A 15459-nucleotide genomic window follows, 5' to 3' on the forward strand; every position below is an offset into this window, starting at 1 on the left:
ATATTTGCAAGGTTTTAAAGCTCTAAGATACAAATTCTTGCAATAAAAAACAAGCTATTTTAAACCCAAAATACTAATAATCAGTAAATTATAGGTAGCTTAAGGAGAGACTAGTTTCGATTTATTCATGCAGCTAAAGATAGGACTTAGAATTGGTAGTAGTACATTTTAAAATCCGTAAATTTGTAAGCATTAAAGAAATTCATAATAAAAAATATTTTTTGGTTAAGATTGGATTTCTAATCTTTAAATTCTATTTATGTTTAATGTTTTAGGAAATTTTTTGACGCTTTCTTCTTTTGGCGAGAGCCACGGAGAAGCTTACGGCGGAGTCATTACCAATTTTCCAGCCGGTTTGCAAATCGATTTTGACCAAATTCAAAAAGCGCTCGACCGTAGAAAACCAGGGCAGTCGGCCATCGTAACGCAACGGAAAGAAGACGACCAAGTCAGATTTCTCTCAGGAATCTTTGATGGAAAATCCACCGGAACGCCCATCGGCTTCATCGTAGAAAATGAAAATCAGCGGTCAAAAGATTATGATCATATTGCGCAGGCATATCGCCCAAGTCACGCCGACTATACCTATGAACAAAAATTTGGAATGCGCGATTACCGCGGCGGCGGCAAATCTTCGGCACGTGAAACATTGAATTGGGTGGTTGCAGGAGCGTTAGCAAAGCAACTTCTTCCGAAGATCAAGATTAATGCGTACGTCTCTTCGGTTGGAGAAATTTTCTGCGAGAAGCCCTATCAGGATCTGGATTTTTCTAAAACCGAAAGCAACATCGTTCGTTGTCCCGATCCGGAAACGGCCGAAAAAATGATTCAAAAAATTAAAGGAATTAAAAAAGAAGGCAATACCATTGGCGGAACGGTCACTTGTGTGATAAAAAATGTACCGGTGGGTTTGGGCGAACCGATTTTCAACAAACTACACGCAGAATTGGGAAAAGCCATGCTGAATATCAATGCGTGCAAAGGTTTTGAGTACGGAAGCGGATTTTGCGGAGCCAAAATGACGGGAAGTGAGCATAACGATCTTTTTAATCTGGATGGAACTACGCAAACCAACCTATCCGGGGGCATCCAAGGCGGCATCTCCAACGGAATGGACATCTATTTCCGAGTAGCCTTCAAACCAGTTGCCACCATTCTGCGACCTCAAGAAAGCATCAACAAAGAAGGGGAAAAAGTGATCGTAGAAGGGAAAGGTAGGCACGATCCGTGCGTGGTTCCAAGAGCGGTTCCGATTGTGGAAAGTCTTGCCGCTTTTGTCTTAGCAGATATGTATTTAATAAATAAAACGAGAAAAATATAATGAACATAAAACCATTTTGGGACAACGCAGTTTCCTATACAGAATATCTCCGCGATGCCGGCGAAAGACTGGGGAATCTGAAAAATACGCAAGAAGCAGAGTTTGCAGAATATTACAAACTGGGAATCCAGAGGATGAACAGAATGTGGGACAAATACATACCAAACGCCACGCAGGTGGAAGCCTTTGCCAAGAAAAATTTTAATGGAAAAATCCTGATTATTTCCGAAGCTTGGTGCGGAGACGCCAGTCAGGTGATTCCAGTGGTTGTGAAGTTTTTCGAGCAATTTGAGGTGCGGATTTCTTACCGAGATCAAGAACCAAGTTTGATTGACGATTATTTGACCAATGGCGGAAAATCTATTCCAATTGTGATTTTCCTTGATGAAGATTTCAATGAAATTGCACACTGGGGACCGCGGCCGAAACACGGAACGGAACTGTTGGAAAAGCATAAAGCAAATCCTGAAGAATTTACAAAAGATCAATTTTATGTAGAACTCCAAACTTATTACGCCAAGAACCGAGGTTTCGATACGATTGCAGAACTTTTGGAGATACTTTAACTTGAGCAGATGGAATTTCTGAAAAAAAATATTATCTATTTTCTTTTGGTCGCTGTTTTATTGGCTTTTTTGTTGATAAAACCGCTTCGGGATTTCGTTTCAGAACAGATTGCGATGAGTCCCACCGTTGCAAAAATCAATAGCGAAACGATGCTTTCCCAGGAGGTTTTGGATATCGAACTGAAAGGAATCAACACCGGAAGTACCAATCTGAAAAATCTCCGCGGCAAGGTTCTTTTTCTTAATTTTTGGGGAACCTGGTGTCCGCCTTGCAGGGCGGAGTGGCCAACGATCCAGAAACTCTACGACTTGAAAAAGGACAAAGTGCAGTTTGTACTGATTGCGATGCAGGATAAGGAAGAAGACGTGAAAAAATTTTTGAAAGAAAATCATTACACCGTGCCGGTTTATATTGCAGAAAGTCCGCTGGATACAAAAATTTTGCCGGCAGTTTTCCCAACCACTTATTTGATCGGCAAAGACGGCCGAATCCTCAAAAAGGAAGACAGCTCGATGGACTGGAGCCGGGATTCTGTCTTGGAATTCATTGATAATGTGACGAAATAATCAGATTCGGAATGATAAAAGAAAACGGCGCAAAATTTTTGAGTTTTGCGCCGTCTTTATGGTTGGAAAAAACACTTATTTCTTAGTTTCTCCAAAGGTTTCCGGGAATCGGGCTGCGGTGAAATCCCTAGATATCGCCGCTTTCTCAAACTTCAGTTTCCCGCTGAGTGTTTCCAAAATCACACCGTCATCGTTGATTGAAAAAATGGTGCCGTGCATCCCGGACGTGGTGACCACTTTTGCACCCGGCTTTAAGGATTCTTGAAAATTCTTTTCCTGTTTTTGTTTTTTCATCTGCGGACGGATCATCAGAAAGTAAAACCCGACAACCATCAAACCGATCATTATCAAGGTGGGTGTCATCGACTGTTGCGCTGGCGCTGCTGCCTGTAAAAATATTGTAAGCATAATAAAATTATTTAGTAATGTTTGCGGAGAATGTTAGTCGCACGGGTGCTTTTTCTACGTTTAAGAAAACGTCTGCTGCCTTGTTTACAGCGCCTTCAAAGTTGGTAGAATCAAAATGCAGGGTGATTTTTCCTTTTTTTCCCGGCAAGATGGGTTCTTTCGTGTAATCGGGAACGGTGCATCCACATCCAGGTTTTACGCTGGAGATTACCAGTGGGTTGGCTCCCGTGTTAGTCACCTCGAAAACGTGTTCTACTTTTTCGCCTTGTTTGATGTCCCCAAAGTTGTGATCGGTCTCGCTGAAAGCGACTGTCGTCAAAGGTTTGCTTTTCGCTTCTGTCAGCATTTCAGAGTCTTCTCCCTCTTCCGGCGCGGCAATTGCTTGGGCAACCGAACTGGATTGTGCGGAATCTAAGCCCGAATCTTGGTTTACGGTTTTTTCTTCTTTTTTGCAAGAAAAAGTGAGCGTGCAAAGTGCTGCGATGGCTATAATTCTAATGGATTTCATTGGTAATATTAATTTTGAATGTCAACTTTTTATTAAATCTCGAGTTCGTAGAAATTGGAATCAAACGCGCTTGGTATCCTTGGAATATTTGTCCAAAACGCCGTTGATAAAGATATTGGATTTTTCGGTGCCATAGACTTTTGAAATATCGATATATTCATTAATGATAATTCTGGAAGCCGTCAATGGGAAGTTGTCAAGTTCTGAAATGGCTGCGATAAGTACAATTCTGTCCAGCAAAGAAATCCTGTCCAGTTCCCAGTTTACGAGCCTTTCCTGCAGTTTTTTCTCCGATTCTTCCCAGTTATTGAGCGATGATCTCAGAAGTTTTCGCGCAAATTCTTCGTCTTCTTTATCTTTCAGCATTTTGATCAAGGTGTGCGAGGTTTCATTTTCCTTCATAAAACCAATCGTTTTCTGGACCATCGAGTTGGAAATGTGCAGATCATCGGCCCACGACATTTCTTTTTCTTCGAATCGGTCGTGCAGATCGCTATTTTCTGCCACATATCTTAGAAAAAGTTTCCCGACGAATTTCTGGTCGTCATCGAACGATATTTGGTCGTCTTTCATATAATCCTGATAGCGTTTTCCTGCTTTGATGCGTTGGAAAGTCTTTACCAGAATAGGATCGTTGGAATCCCAAACAAGTTCCGAATGTTTGCTGGAGAAGTTTTTTCGCTCTTCGTTGTCTTCCAACTGGATCAAGATTTGGTTTCGCACCAGTTTTTGATTTGGATTTTCGGTCTCCGCAGTTTTGATGTATTTGTGTTTGCCGATTTCTATCTGTTCCTCTGCCAAATTTTTGATACCCACCAAAAAGTTGAGCGTGTAGATGTAAAGGTGATAGATTTTGTTGATTTCCGAGAACATATTCTGCTCCACAGCTTCCAACTTGATTGGGTTTTGATAATAAGCATACAGCGATTCTACAACTTTTTCGCGGATTTGTCTTCTTCCCAGCATTTTTCAAAGATCTTTTATGGCGCAAAGATAAGTAAAATGTTGTTAAAATAAACCGGCGGTCAATCAATTATAATATTGTTCCACTTTCTCAGATTCGATTTCCTCCAGCTGGCTTAGGTTTCTCGAAAGGCGCTTCAGCAAGATGCCATACGCCAATTTGTAGTATAATAGAATGAGAATGATGCAAATGGTGAGGCTGAGTGCCATCGCCATCAGCAATGCCCAAATCGTGGGATTATCTACGTCAATATTTTGCTGCCTTACCGTGAAAATGAGAAAACTCGTAAAACTGACAATAAAAAGAATTAACAGAACGACACTGCTGAAAATAAACAAATTGACGGTCTTTTTAAACTGAATAATATGCGTAATGAATTTTTTAAGGTCAGATTCTACATTGATTTTTTTGTAATTCCTATAAAAGATTGCCACGAAAATGCCCGAGATTACCAAACTGAAAACCTTCATCCAATCGTAAATCCGATCCAGCGACAATTCGATCTCGTTTTGATTTTTGATTTGCAATCTATTGAGAATTCCGGTAAAATCGGTCTGAGAATCTGTAAAAAATAATGCCGAGAAATTGATCAAACCAAAAATTACAAATTCTGCAATACTGATCCAGAGGATATACTTCACGTAGTTCCTGGACTTCTTATTGAGCATAGACTCGATCTCGTTCTGCTCGTACGCAGAGGCAATCTCTTGTTCCTGCCAAGCTTTTTTTAGAGAATCGATGTCAAAATCTTTTGAGTTAGGCATGCTTTATCATTAATTCTTTTAGTACTTTTTTTAGTCGGTTCATTTTTACGCGCGCGTTCACTTCCGTGATACCCAAAGTTGTGGCAATTTCCCGGTATGGTTCCCCGTCTAAGTACATCATCACGATGGCTCTTTCCACTTCTGGCAAAAGCTTGATGACCTTGTACAATAAAGAAATCTGCTGCTGTTTTTCGCCGCTGTCTTCGAGATAATCCTCGCTGTGGAAGTCCTGCAATTCGTCGGTCTGCGGCATTCTTGTTTTCTTTCGGAACAAGGTGATGGCGGTGTTCAGGGCAACCCGGTACATCCACGTGGAAATTTTTGAATGGCCTTGGAATGAGTCGTAGGATTTCCAAAGTTGTAACACGATTTCCTGAAAAAGATCTTCCTGATCTTCCAAAGAATGGGTGTAAAGACGCGAGACCTTGATGATAAGTCCTTGATTGTCTTTGATTAACTTAGAAAATTCTCTTTGTTTGTCTTCCATTTCCAAAAACGAAGATAGGATTTTATTAATTTGAAACAAAGACTTTTTACGCCAACCAAACAAGCCGCATTGTGGAATATGCAGTTGATTTCTTCATTGCGTTTGATTGTCAAAGAAATTTGCAAGGTTAATAGCCAAACTTGCTTTTCAGCCCTAAAAATCTCTTCTCAAGCAAATAGTAACTCAGCACAGAAACGAGATACGCAAGCCCGATGCACAGAACAAAATGAAGCGCCAGATTTGGTACTTTCAAGTATTTTGAGACAAGCAAAAAGCAAATGGGATGATAAACGTACAACCCGAAACTGATCTTCCCGGTGAATCTCATTAGATTATTACTGAGAATTTTTTTAAGGAAATGTTTCGTGCTTAAGGTCATCGCAATGGCAATAAAACTGCCGTAAAATAATCCTAAAATCAAATATCGCATCATACTATCCAATAGAGAATAGCTGCCGTTTTTCAAAGAAATATAGAGCAAGGGAAAAAGCAGAATTATAAAAGCTGAAGCAAAATATTTTAGATTGTTTCTGGTGAGTTTGTGCTCGCGCTCCAGCACGGCCAAGCAAGCGCCAATAGCCAATTCGTCGAACCGCGCCAAACTGAATTGCGATTCTTCAAAATGAAAATAAATCAGCAGAAATCGCGTACCAAGGGAAAGGAAACAAAGGGCAACAATCGCCCATTTTATATTTTTTAAAGAGCAAAAATAGATGATTAAAGGCCAGAACAAATAGAAATGCTCTTCCACTGCCAAAGACCAATAATGACTCGGCCCGATGTTGTGCCAACCAAAAGTCATCGCAACATTCTGCAGGAAAGTCCAATACCAAATTTGATCCGAAAAACCCACGAATGATCGGCCCGGAAGCAGTGGCAGAATAAAATAATAGACAATGAGGAAAAAATAATAGAGTGGAAAAATTCTTAAGATTCGCCGTGCATAAAACGATTTGAAATAGCCTTCCCTTTGCTTGGTATCAATTAAAATCCTGGTGATGAGAAAACCTGATAAAACAAAGAATAACGATACGCCAGTCTTGCCAAACAGAGAGATCTTTTTTACGAAAAGCAAGACGGCATCGGACGTATTAAGATCCTGAAAAAAATGATAAAGCATCACCATAATGACGGCAATTGCTCGCACGCCATCCAACTCTAAGTAATGTTTTAACTTCAAATTCATTCAAACGGTTCCTTTTTGATCTTCCGATTGGGAAATCATTTGAGATTCAAAATTAAAAATAAGTTTTCCCGCTTCTAATTTATGATTTTAAATCCAATTTGAGTTCGAGTTCTGCAAGCTGATCGGGATGGATGGGCGCCGGAGCATCGATCATCACGTCTCGCCCGGAATTATTTTTCGGAAATGCGATGTAGTCTCGGATCACCTCATTGCCGTCCAAGATGGCGACCAAGCGGTCAAAGCCGAAAGCCAATCCGCCGTGTGGTGGCGCACCAAATTTGAAGGCGTTCATCAGAAATCCAAACTGCGCCTCTGCTTCTTCTTTCGAAAATCCTAATAAATCAAACATTTTCGATTGCAAATCCCTATTGAAAATTCTGATAGATCCACCACCAATTTCATTTCCGTTCAGCACCAAATCGTAGGCATTAGCTCTTGCTTTTCCCGGATCCGACTCCAAAAGTGCGAAATCTTCGGTTTTCGGAGAGGTGAATGGGTGGTGCATCGCGTGGTATCTTCCGGATTCCTCATCAAATTCCAACAAAGGGAAATCTACCACCCAAAGTGGCGCAAATTCATTTCCTTTTCTAAGTCCCAGGCGATTGCCAAGTTCCATCCTGAGTGCAGAAAGTTGTGGCCTCACTTTGTCTGCTTTGCCGGACATGATGAAAATCAGGTCGCCGGCTTTTGACCCAAATTCCTCAATAATTTTCTTTAAGTCTTCTTCAGAATAGAATTTGTTGACCGACGAAGTTACAACGCCATCGTTTTGGAATTTGATCCAAATCAAACCTGCTGCACCGATTTGCGGGCGCTTCACCCAATCTGCCAATTCGTCAATTTGTTTTCTGGTGTAATCTGCAATGCCTTCCACATTGATCCCAACCACCAATTCGGCGTCGTCGAATATTTTGAAATTTTTGCCTTTCGTTAATTCATTAAGCTCGTGAAATTCCATTCCGAAGCGGATGTCCGGTTTGTCGTTGCCATATTTCTGCATGGCTTCTGCAAAAGTCAATCGTGGAAAATCCGGGAAATCTTTTCCGGTGATGTCTTTTAAAAGAACTTTCGTCATTCCTTCGAAAACATTCATAATATCTTCCTGCTCTACGAAGGCCATTTCGCAATCGATTTGGGTGAATTCCGGCTGCCGATCCGCTCTCAAATCCTCATCACGAAAACATTTCACGATTTGGAAATATCTGTCCATTCCGCCAACCATCAATAATTGCTTGAAAGTTTGTGGCGATTGCGGCAATGCATAAAATTGTCCCGGATTCATCCTGCTTGGCACCACGAAATCTCTCGCACCTTCAGGCGTAGATTTGATCAGAACCGGCGTTTCCACTTCTATGAAACCTTGTTCGGAAAGGTAATTTCTGACTTTCTGCGCCATTTTGTGACGGAAGATCAATTTATCTTTCACGGGATTTCTTCGGATATCCAAGTATCTGTATTTCATTCTCAGTTCCTCGCCGCCGTCGGTTTCATCCTCTATGGTGAAAGGTGGAAGTTGACTTTCATTCAAAATGGTGAGTTTTTCAACCAAAATTTCGATGTCGCCGGTGGGGATTTTTGGATTTTTGGATGTTCTTTCGATTACCGTTCCTTCCATTTTGATCACGAACTCACGGCCTAATTTCTTAGCGGTTTCCAACAGTTCTTTGGAAGTTCTTTCTTCGTCTAAAACCAACTGCGTGATGCCGTAGCGATCTCGCAAATCAATCCAAATCATAAAACCTTTGTTGCGGATGGTTTGTACCCAGCCGGAAAGTGTTACTTTTTCATTCAGATTTTTCAGCGTCAATTCGCCGTTGGTGTGTGTGCGGAACATTATTTCAGAGGTTAGATGTTAGACTTTAGATCTTAGACTATTTGTGGTCCAATTTCTGTGCGCAAAGATAATGTTTTGCAAAGAATTATTGCAGGTTGGACAGGCTTTTCCGACTGATGAAATATTAATATTAACGAATCGCCGACCTCATGTCTTGCCAAAATGAAAAATATGTTGTAATTTGGTGGGATTCAAATACGTAATAATTATGGGAAAAGGAGATCAAAAGACAGCCAGAGGAAAAATTGCACGGGGAAGTTATGGTAAATCCCGACTTAGAAAAACACCGAAACCCGCAATAGTGGCTGAAAAACCGGTAAAAGACGAAGCGACAACAAAGGTTAAAGCTGCCAAACCAAAGGCTGAAAAACCAGCAAAGCCCGAGAAACCGAAGAAGGCTGAAGAAAAATAATCAAAGCCCTCCCAAAATTTTTTGGGACGGCTTTTTTAAATGTGCGAAGTTTCCTTCCGAAAAATATTTTGCAAGTTTTGCGGATTAAGTTTTATTAAAAGTACAGGATTCGCGATCGCTAATTTTTAAAAATCGGAACATTGCTGCACGCTTCGCCAAACATCAGAGATTTCACAATCGGTTTCAGCTGTTCCACCAATTCCACATACGCATTGTTGGGAATATGCTCATCGCTACAACCCTTTACCAAAACACGTTTGTCCCGCAGTTCAGAAAAATCATAGGTTTGGATGGCATTGTGCATCAGCAGAACTTCTAGGTCTTCCCGATTTCCAAAAACAACTTTTTTTGCCGCATCGGTCACTTTCGCAGTAATCAAAAAATAAGCCCAGAGCGGGATAATCACATCTTCCGAGCAGTAGATATAGACATAAGCATCCTTGTATAAATCGGCATCCAAGTTTTTAATTTTCTCGCGGAAGTCCTTTTCTTTCAAGATCAAACCTTCCCACAGAAAATCCTTGATGTCGATTCCAAGACGTTTTCCCTTCGGCACGAGGTCGGAAATATCGAAATTTACCAATCCGCTTTCTGCCACTTTATTTATAATCTCTGCCATTTTCTCAGTTTTAATTTTGTTTAGGAGCTATTTCCCGCTATCCGCTATATCTTTTTTGTCTTTCATGTTTTTTCCTTTTGTAGAAGGCTTTTCATAAGACAAAAAAGGATGCCGCTCCTATCGGGGCTAAGGGTTTTCGTTGTAGAAGAATACTTTTTTTACCGTATCACGTTTTCAAAGCCATCTTAGACAAAAAAAGATTTATTTTTGTTCAAAGTTAAGAATTTCATAGAAAAAACTTAATTTTAATAATCTATCCGTCCATCTATCAAAATCTAAAATCCGAATTTTGAAATATTACATCATAGCCGGCGAGGCATCCGGCGATCTGCACGCCGCCAACTTGATGAAAGCCATCAAACAAAAAGATCCCGAGGCAGATTTCCGATTTTGGGGTGGCGACCTGATGCAAAAGCAAGGCGGAACGCTGGTGAAGCATTACCGCGATCTCGCTTTTATGGGATTTTTGGAAGTGGTTCAGAACCTGAAAACCATTCTTAATAATATAAAGATTTGCAAAGCAGACATCAAAAACTATAAACCTGATGTTTTGATTCTCGTAGATTATCCGGGTTTTAATTTGCGGATTGCCAAGTTTGCTAAAGCGTTGGGAATCCGTGTTGTTTATTACATTTCACCGCAACTTTGGGCTTGGAAGGAAGGTCGCGTAGAAATTATCAGAAAATATGTAGACGATATGCTCGTCATCCTCCCATTTGAAAAGGATTTCTACCAAAAACACCTGGTTGATGCCCATTTCGTGGGTCATCCATTATTAGATGCGATAGGTAGTCTGCAACCGATTGATTGTCAAGAATTTAAACATCAAAATAATTTGAGAGAGAAGGATATAATCGCGCTTTTGCCGGGATCGCGAAAGCAAGAAGTGAAAAAAATGCTGGAGTTGATGTTATCGGTAAGAAGTTATTTTCCGGATTATCAGTTTGTTATCGCCGGAGCGCCGAGCTTGGACAAAGATTTTTATGAGCAGTATGTTGATGAAGACGTACATTTCGTTTCCGATAAAACCTACGATTTGCTAAGATGTTGCAAAGCAGCGTTGGTCACTTCCGGAACGGCCACTTTGGAAACCGCACTGCTCAATGTACCCGAAGTCGTCTGCTACAAAGGAAGCCGAATCTCGTATGAAATTGGTAAACGCCTCATAAAAAACATCAAGTACATTTCTCTTGTTAATTTGATTATGGACAAAGAAGTGGTGACAGAATTGATACAAAACGATTTGAATACCAAGAACTTAGTGGCAGAACTCGATAAAATACTAAACACGGAAAAACGAAACCAGGTTTTGGACGATTACGAAATCCTGAGAGCCAAACTTGGCGGCAGCGGTGCGAGCCAAAATGCGGCAGAAATTATTGTAAAAGGAAAGAAATGAAAAATATAAAAGAACAGTTGCAGAAGATAGAATCGCTAATTCCGAATATGGATGTTACAAATGAGAAAGTGTCCAAAGCATCGGTCGGATGGCATTTGGAACATTCTTTACTCATTATAAATGGCAGTCTCAAAGGTTTGACGATGACGGATCCGAAAGATTACCGACCAGAATTCAGCCTGAAAAAAATTGTTTTTCTCACCTTCGGTCAGATTCCGCGTGGCAAAATAAGGGCGCCAAAGCAATTTATTCCGGCAGATATTCCGACTCGGGAAAGTGTTTTGAAGCTGATAAATCTCGCTATCGAAAGATTGGAAGCGGTAAAAGAACTTCCCGAAAAAGCGTTTATAAAGCATCCTTTTTTGGGCGATCTGGATAAGAAAACCACCTTGAAATTTCTCTCGCTTCATACACACCATCACTTGAAAATTATAGCTGATATATTGAAATAGGCCACCAACAATTGTCTTAATTGAGCCGGCGGATGGATCTTTAAATTAACTGATAAGTGGTTCCTTCCCGCCCGTCTTTCAGTTCGATTCCTTTTTCAAGAAGCTGATCGCGGATTTGGTCAGCCAGTTCCCAATTCTTAGCTTTTCTGGCTTGATTTCTGAGGTCTATCAAAACCTGTAAAGTCTGATCGAGCTTATCGTTATTAGATTCTTCGATGGGCTGCAATCCCAAAACCTCAAAAACGATGGTGTTTAGGAATTGTTTCAGATCTTCAAAATCGCTGGTCGAGATACTTTCTTTCCCAAGTTTAGAAGCGGTAATAAACTTCACTGCTTCGAAAAGATGCGCAATCAAAATCGGGCTGTTGAAATCGTCGGTCAAAGCTTCCAAAACTTTTTCTTTCCAGTCTTTCAGATTAAAAGTGGACGTTTGTACGCCTTGTACGGCGGGTTCTGTATTCAGGATTTTGACAGCTTTCATCAACCGGTTGAACCCCTTTTCGCTCGCCAACATTGCTTCGTTTGAGATGTCCAAAACACTTCTGTAATGCGCCTGCAGAAAGCAGAATCTCAGCACACTTGGGTGAAAAGCTTTCTCAAAAAAATCGTTGTTTCCGCTGATGAGTTCCATCGGCAGGATGTAATTCCCGGTGGATTTGCTCATTCGCTGTCCGTTCATCGTCAGCATATTGGCATGCATCCAGTAATTGACAGGTTCTACGCCGTTGCAAGCTTTTCCTTGCGCGATTTCACATTCGTGGTGTGGGAATTTCAAATCGATTCCGCCGCCGTGAATATCGAAATGCTCACCCAAGTATTTGGTACTCATAGCCGTACACTCCAGATGCCAGCCCGGGAAACCTTCGCCCCAAGGCGATGGCCACTTCATAATATGTTCCGGAGATGCTTTTTTCCAAAGGGCAAAATCTTGTGGATTTTTCTTTTCAAATTGTCCGTCGAGGTCTCTGGTATTGGCCAATAGTTCTTCTATATTTCGCTTCGAAAGTTCGCCGTAATGGAGGCCTCTCGCATTATATTCCAAAACATCGAAATAGACCGAACCGTTGCTTTCGTAGGCAAAACCTTTTTCTAAGAGGAGTTTCGTGAGTTCCAATTGCTCGATGATGTGGCCTGTCGCCGTCGGCTCTATTGTCGGTGGAAGCAAATTGAATGTTTTCAAAACCTCGTGAAAATCGACGGTATATTTTTGCACGATTTCCATTGGTTCCAGCTTTTCCAGTCTGGATTGCTTGATGAATCTGTCGTTATTGATATCGCCATCGTCCGTGAGGTGTCCGGCATCGGTAATATTTCTTACGTATCGTACTTTGTAACCCAGAAATTGTAAACTTCTGTAAATAAAATCGAAGGACAGGAAAGTTCTCACGTTTCCCAAATGCACATTGCTGTAAACCGTGGGTCCGCAAACGTACATCCCGATATGACCTTCAACGATGGGTTTGAAGATTTCTTTTTCGCCTGAGAGCGAGTTGTATATTCTTAAGTTCATTAAAGTCTATTTATAAAAATTCTTCGTTGGTACTTCCTCGAAAGCGTGCATACGCCCAGCTTTGAAGAATAATGGAATATGTTTTTTAAATCCGGCTTAGTCAATTATTGTATGGCTTCCTACATAATGCAGAAATTCTTGTCGGGTAATAGGATTCGTTCTGAAAATTCCGCTCAATTCTGCCGTTATTGTAGAACTTGCGGTGTCTTTTATACCTCTACAATTCACGCACAGATGTTTGGCATCAATAATGCAGGCAACATTTTTTGTTTCGAGGGCCTCTTTCAAAGCATCTACAATCTGCATCGTCAAGCGTTCCTGCACCTGAGGTCTTCTGGCGTAGTAATCTACGATTCTGTTGATTTTGGATAGGCCAATCACTTCGCCGTTGGAAATGTACGCTACGTGCGCTTTCCCGATGATTGGCAAGAAGTGATGTTCGCAGAAAGAATAGACGGTAATGTCTTTCTCCACCAGCATTTGGCGATATTTGTATTGATTTTTGAAGGTAGAAATGCTTGGTTTGTTTTCGGGCAGCAAGCCGCCGAAGATCTCCTTGACATACATATTTGCGACGCGTCTTGGAGAATCTTTTAAAGAATCATCGGTCATATCGAGGCCCAAAGTTTGCATAATCTCTCCGAAAAGATGTTCGATCTTCTTTATTTTCTCTTCAGGTTTCAGATCAAAAGCGTCTTCACGCAAAGGCGTGTGGTCTTTGCCCGTAAAGAGATCATCATCATTGTCAGGAATTTGTTCCATAATACCATTATAATAAGAAGCAAAAATAACAAAATAATATAGTCCGTCCACGATAAAACTAAAGATTTGATTACAAAAAGAATAGGTTTGGACGCGTCTAAAAAATTAAAAAAAAATTGAAATGATTTGAAATTTTATATATTTGCACCAAATTAACATCATTAAAAAATAGAATATTATGTCAGACATTGCATCAAGAGTAAAAGCTATCATCGCCGATAAGCTTGACGTTGAAGAAACAGAAGTGACTCCGGAAGCTAGCTTCACCAACGATTTGGGAGCTGATTCTTTGGATACCGTAGAACTTATCATGGAATTTGAGAAAGAATTCAACATCCAGATTCCGGATGATCAGGCGGAGAAAATTACAACTGTTGGTCACGCTATTGCTTACATCGAAGAAGTTGTAAATAAATAAAATATTTTAGTCAAGACAAAATAATTCATGGAATTAAAAAGAGTAGTTGTAACCGGCTTTGGCGCTATTACACCCATTGGAGATAATGCTAAGGAGTACTGGGAAAGCCTTAAAAAAGGAGCAAGTGGCGCTGCACCGATCACTCTTTTTGATTCCACGAATTTTAAAACCAAGTTTGCCTGCGAGGTAAAACATTTCGACGCTCTTAATTATTTCGATAAAAAAGAGGCAAAAAAAATGGATAGAAACTCTCAGTTTGGGCAGATTGCCGCGAGGGAGGCTATTGCGCACGGCAGATTGATCGAAGATCAAGTTGACAAAAATCGCGTGGGCGTTATTTGGGGATCCGGAATTGGCGGGCTGGAGACTTTTGAGTCCGAAGTTTTGGGCTGGGCCGCTTCCAATAACATCCCGAGATTCAACCCTTTCTTCATTCCCAAAATGATTGCTGACATTACGCCGGGAAATATTTCCATCGAATATGGTTTCCACGGGCCTAATTACACTACGGTTTCAGCCTGCGCATCATCTGCCAATGCTTTGATCGATGCCAAAATGCTGATCAACCTAGGCAAAGCAGATGTTATCGTTTGCGGAGGATCCGAAGCTGCCGTCACCGCCAGCGGAATAGGAGGGTTCAACGCCATGCACGCACTTTCTACGAGAAATGACGATCCGAAAACGGCTTCCCGACCTTTTGACAAAGACAGAGATGGATTTGTATTAGGAGAAGGCGCGGGTTGTATCATCTTGGAAGAGTATGAACATGCCAAACAACGCGGTGCAACCATCTATGCAGAATTATGTGGTGGTGGCATGAGTGCCGATGCTTATCACATGACGGCCCCTCACCCCAACGGGCTTGGTGCTTTTTTGGTAATGCAAAATTGTTTAGACGACGCCGGTGTTACTGCTGATGAAGTAGATCATATCAATATGCATGGGACATCTACACCATTAGGAGACATCGCAGAATCTAATGCGATTGCAAAATTATTTGGGGAACACGCTTTTGATCTCCAGATCAATTCTACAAAATCAATGACGGGCCACCTGCTGGGAGCGGCCGGCGTTATTGAAGCCATTGCGGCGCTGCACACTATTATCCACGGCATTGTTCCGCCCACGATTAATCACTTTACTGATGACGAAAACATTGATGCTCGGCTGAATTTCACATTCAATACAGCGGTAGAAAAAAGTGTAAACATCGCTATGAGTAATACCTTTGGCTTTGGAGGTCACAACGCCTGCGTTCTTTTCAAAAAAATATAATTTGTTT

At 41.1% G+C, this 15459-nt stretch carries 18 protein-coding genes; 8 read left to right on the forward strand and 10 right to left on the reverse strand.

Annotated elements, in window-relative coordinates; all coding sequences use genetic code 11:
* Positions 1-259 precede the first annotated feature (259 nt).
* Genes aroC through DTW91_RS08900 form a run of 3 tightly spaced genes read left to right on the forward strand, consistent with a single transcriptional unit; the run spans position 260 to position 2454 of the window.
* Positions 260-1321: a chorismate synthase gene (gene aroC, locus DTW91_RS08890; protein WP_125203036.1), complete on the forward strand. Its 1062-nt coding sequence runs from the start codon at positions 260-262 to the stop codon at positions 1319-1321.
* Positions 1321-1887: a thioredoxin family protein gene (locus DTW91_RS08895; protein WP_125203037.1), complete on the forward strand. Its 567-nt coding sequence runs from the start codon at positions 1321-1323 to the stop codon at positions 1885-1887. The genes aroC and DTW91_RS08895 overlap by 1 nt, the downstream gene beginning before the upstream one ends.
* Positions 1888-1896: 9 nt before the next feature.
* Positions 1897-2454: a TlpA family protein disulfide reductase gene (locus DTW91_RS08900; RefSeq protein ID WP_125203038.1), complete on the forward strand. Its 558-nt coding sequence runs from the start codon at positions 1897-1899 to the stop codon at positions 2452-2454.
* A gap of 75 nt (positions 2455-2529) precedes the next feature.
* On the opposite strand, the gene yajC is transcribed toward DTW91_RS08900, so the two are convergent.
* The 7 genes from yajC to aspS form a co-directional block, all read right to left on the reverse strand.
* Positions 2530-2862: a preprotein translocase subunit YajC gene (gene yajC, locus DTW91_RS08905; protein ID WP_125203039.1), complete on the reverse strand. Its 333-nt coding sequence runs from the start codon at positions 2860-2862 to the stop codon at positions 2530-2532.
* Positions 2863-2869: 7 nt separating this feature from the next.
* Entirely contained in the window at positions 2870-3370 is a 501-nt protein-coding gene (locus DTW91_RS08910; protein WP_125203040.1) for a DUF1573 domain-containing protein, read from the reverse strand.
* A gap of 60 nt (positions 3371-3430) precedes the next feature.
* Positions 3431-4336: a transcription antitermination protein NusB gene (locus DTW91_RS08915; RefSeq protein ID WP_125203041.1), complete on the reverse strand. Its 906-nt coding sequence runs from the start codon at positions 4334-4336 to the stop codon at positions 3431-3433.
* A gap of 63 nt (positions 4337-4399) precedes the next feature.
* Entirely contained in the window at positions 4400-5098 is a 699-nt protein-coding gene (locus tag DTW91_RS08920) for a beta-carotene 15,15'-monooxygenase (protein ID WP_125203042.1), read from the reverse strand.
* A complete protein-coding gene (locus DTW91_RS08925; protein WP_125203043.1) occupies positions 5091-5585 on the reverse strand; it encodes an RNA polymerase sigma factor in 495 nt (164 codons plus the stop codon). The genes DTW91_RS08920 and DTW91_RS08925 overlap by 8 nt, the downstream gene beginning before the upstream one ends.
* A gap of 127 nt (positions 5586-5712) precedes the next feature.
* A complete protein-coding gene (locus DTW91_RS08930) occupies positions 5713-6771 on the reverse strand; it encodes an acyltransferase family protein (protein WP_125203044.1) in 1059 nt (352 codons plus the stop codon).
* A 79-nt stretch (positions 6772-6850) separates the two neighbouring features.
* Entirely contained in the window at positions 6851-8605 is a 1755-nt protein-coding gene (gene aspS, locus DTW91_RS08935) for an aspartate--tRNA ligase (protein ID WP_125203045.1), read from the reverse strand.
* A gap of 208 nt (positions 8606-8813) precedes the next feature.
* Between aspS and DTW91_RS12995 the strand changes: the two genes are divergently transcribed.
* Entirely contained in the window at positions 8814-9017 is a 204-nt protein-coding gene (locus DTW91_RS12995; RefSeq protein WP_125203046.1) for a 30S ribosomal protein THX, read from the forward strand.
* Between the two features lie 118 nt (positions 9018-9135).
* On the opposite strand, the gene DTW91_RS08945 is transcribed toward DTW91_RS12995, so the two are convergent.
* Positions 9136-9636, reverse strand: coding sequence for a DUF2480 family protein (locus DTW91_RS08945; RefSeq protein WP_125203047.1), 501 nt, complete (start codon positions 9634-9636; stop codon positions 9136-9138).
* A 289-nt stretch (positions 9637-9925) separates the two neighbouring features.
* Here DTW91_RS08945 and lpxB point away from each other — a divergent pair, with 289 nt between their 5' ends.
* Together lpxB and DTW91_RS08955 are read left to right on the forward strand one after the other, a co-directional pair.
* A complete protein-coding gene (lpxB, locus tag DTW91_RS08950) occupies positions 9926-11035 on the forward strand; it encodes a lipid-A-disaccharide synthase (RefSeq protein WP_125203048.1) in 1110 nt (369 codons plus the stop codon).
* The gene (locus DTW91_RS08955; protein WP_125203049.1) at positions 11032-11487 is read left to right on the forward strand and encodes a DUF1569 domain-containing protein; all 456 of its coding nucleotides are present in this window, start codon (positions 11032-11034) and stop codon (positions 11485-11487) included. Before lpxB ends, DTW91_RS08955 begins: the two co-directional genes overlap by 4 nt.
* A 40-nt stretch (positions 11488-11527) precedes the next feature.
* On the opposite strand, the gene cysS is transcribed toward DTW91_RS08955, so the two are convergent.
* Positions 11528-12997 (reverse strand): cysteine--tRNA ligase, encoded by a 1470-nt coding sequence (gene cysS, locus DTW91_RS08960; RefSeq protein ID WP_125203050.1) that lies wholly within the window; start codon positions 12995-12997, stop codon positions 11528-11530.
* A gap of 96 nt (positions 12998-13093) precedes the next feature.
* Positions 13094-13759 carry a GTP cyclohydrolase I FolE gene (gene folE, locus DTW91_RS08965; RefSeq protein ID WP_125203051.1) on the reverse strand — a complete coding sequence of 222 codons (666 nt, stop codon included), beginning with the start codon at positions 13757-13759 and terminating at the stop codon, positions 13094-13096.
* A 178-nt stretch (positions 13760-13937) separates the two neighbouring features.
* Between folE and DTW91_RS08970 the strand changes: the two genes are divergently transcribed.
* Together DTW91_RS08970 and fabF are read left to right on the forward strand one after the other, a co-directional pair.
* Entirely contained in the window at positions 13938-14177 is a 240-nt protein-coding gene (locus DTW91_RS08970; RefSeq protein ID WP_002976354.1) for an acyl carrier protein, read from the forward strand.
* A 27-nt stretch (positions 14178-14204) separates the two neighbouring features.
* The gene (fabF, locus tag DTW91_RS08975; protein WP_125203052.1) at positions 14205-15452 is read left to right on the forward strand and encodes a beta-ketoacyl-ACP synthase II; all 1248 of its coding nucleotides are present in this window, start codon (positions 14205-14207) and stop codon (positions 15450-15452) included.
* Positions 15453-15459: the final 7 nt, after the last annotated feature.

The organism is Chryseobacterium sp. SC28, assembly GCF_003932955.1.
Classification (GTDB): Bacteria; Bacteroidota; Bacteroidia; order Flavobacteriales; family Weeksellaceae; genus Epilithonimonas.